Origin of the sequence: Pseudomonas siliginis, from assembly GCF_019145195.1 — a bacterium.
GTDB classification, from domain to species: Bacteria; Pseudomonadota; Gammaproteobacteria; order Pseudomonadales; family Pseudomonadaceae; genus Aquipseudomonas; species Aquipseudomonas siliginis.
Window position 1 is genome coordinate 1 of sequence record NZ_JAHSTW010000023.1, and the last position, 2,341, is coordinate 2,341.

Annotated in this window: 2 pseudogenes; both read left to right on the top strand. The window is 53.8% G+C overall.

The annotated features are described in order from the left end of the window. A pseudogene (locus KVG87_RS25645) lies at positions 1 to 664 on the top strand (hypothetical protein); the annotation flags it as partial. A 192-nt stretch (positions 665 to 856) separates the two neighbouring features. After that, positions 857 to 2,341, top strand: a pseudogene (locus tag KVG87_RS25650) (hypothetical protein); the annotation flags it as partial.

Consider the following 2,341-nt stretch of genomic DNA (forward strand, 5'->3'; position numbering starts at 1 on the left):
GCAGGAGTCGGAAGACAGCGAGCCGCTGCACTTTGACGTTGTGCCAGCGGCACCCTTCATTGAAACCCCGATCGAAGGCGATGCCATCGGGCAGCAGGTGGTGGTGTGCGGTTTTGGCGTGCCGGGCGATACGGTTACGGTGACGCTGGTCGGTGCTACGCGCTTAGAACCGGCAAGCGCCGTCGTGCAGGAAAATCGCACCTGGTCAGTGATGCTCGATGCAAGTCTGCTCGGCGGGGGGCTTTACCGGCTCGAGGCAGTCGCATCTCTGGACGGCTTCGAATCATTTGAAACCCTGCGCTCGGTCATTTTGGGTACTTTTGTGCCAGCCCTCGACGAGCCGGCGCCGGGACGCTGGGTCAGTCATCCAGTGCAGTTCAGCGGCAAGGGCCGTCCGGGCGTGGGCGCCGTCGTGAGTTGGTACAACCCGGATATTCAGTGGCTGGCTCAGGTGCCCGTGGTCGATGGGCACTGGCGCGGGGCGGCGACAAGGGCACTGCCTCTGGCGGGCAACTGGTACCGATTCCGGCAGACGCTGACTGACGCAGCGGATGGCGCAACGATGTCCGATTGGGCCGACAGTGCGCGTTTTGAAGTCGAAGCCGTACGTCTTATCAGCCATGCCGGGCGGCGTTATTCAGGTGTACAGGTTGGTGAACTCTGAGTGATGTGTGGCAACGACGCAAGCTGATGCAGTCGCGTTTAATGGCTGAAGGACGCAAGCATACTAAGGCGCGGAATAGTTACCGCTGGTCGGGACTGTCAGGTTTTACAGGTGTAGCGATGTGAGGCACCGGTATTCAATGAATTTACCTGTTGCATCAATCAGCCACCTTGCCCTTTCTGAGAACCGGCCATGGAACAAGATGATGGTATTAAAGATCCTTCCGACAGCTTGCCCCCGAAACAAGAGGTAGTCTGCGCTGAGGAGATCGGAACGGATGTGACATTTGTAACCCATGAGCTTCACGCGGAAGAAGACGGTAGGTGGGCGCAGCTTCGAGTGAGCTATGCCTACTCCTACGATGGTTCGACATTTACTTGCATCGTGTCAGCGTACAGAGCAAAAGAGAATCGACGTTATGAAGGGAATGTAAAATTCTATCTTTCTTTGGTTAGCGGTGAAGGTGATGTAAGAGAACTGACGGGCAGTGCTCGCCAGACCGGTGAGTGGATTGATCTTGATGAACCCTATCGAGAAATGATTATCGCCAATCAAAGAAACGTAACAGTGGGGTTTGATTATATTTATGATGTGGGTAACGCAAGTGATCCGGTTCTGAAAACCTACAAGGTTGCCAATTATCGGATGCCCATTCCAACCATCAGTGCAATCCGAAACTTCACATCTTCAACTTTCTCTGTCAAGGGCACGGGAGCAATATACCGTTATACTGTTGTCTTGGATGATGGGCGCGGTACGATTGGGGCAGAAGAGGCTTTCTACGATCCTTGGTCAGTGCCCGTCACCGTGGCAGAAAACAAGAATTCTCTAAGTTTTCAAGCATATCAAATGTACGCCGGTAAGGTTTCCGAGCGGACGGCTTATGTAACAGTCTACCGCGCTCGAATAACCTACCCGACAGCTAATGTGTTGGTTTTGGCAAAGGATCTGGTTTGTTTCAGAGGTATGGCTGCGCCGGGTACTGTAATTAGAGTGGTTGGGCATTTGGATCATTATGAAAACTGGAGCGAGGTTATTACTGTCGGAGAGTCCGATACGACTTGGGAGGCTCCGGCAATAAAGGTCTCTGGCAGCGGGACGTTCTCGGTTGTCGCCCAACTTAAATCACCCAATATCAATCATTTTTATACCGATGCCATAACTTTCAGAGTCATGGGGCTGCCGTTAATATCCAAGCCACCTGCGGGAACAGTTTATGAACAAGACTTCCTTCTGAAAGGAAGCAACGGCTTGGCTGGGGCGCGATTGAGAGCATTTTTTGATCTGACGAATGATCCTGTTCGTGATTGGGAAGTCGTTAGCAATGCAGACGGGGCGTGGGAGGGGATGATCAAAGTGCCGCCAGGGCCGATCAGCCTGGTCGTCGAACAGGATCTGGGTGACGTGTCATCCGGACGCAGTGCACCACAAGCCTTCAGGATTCGCCCGCCCACTCTGAAACAGCCCAACGTCACCATCTCCGGGACCACGGTGACCTTTGCCGGTAACGGTTATTACGATCGCGATCTCAAATCTGAAATCCAGTTCACCGTCAGCGGGGGGGCGGTGCAAGTGCCCGCGCCTGCAAATGCTGAAGTGATGCCAGGAGGCTTGTGGGAAACCGCAGCGCAGTGGCCTTTGGGTACCTACAACGTCTCTGTCATTCAAAAAATCGCT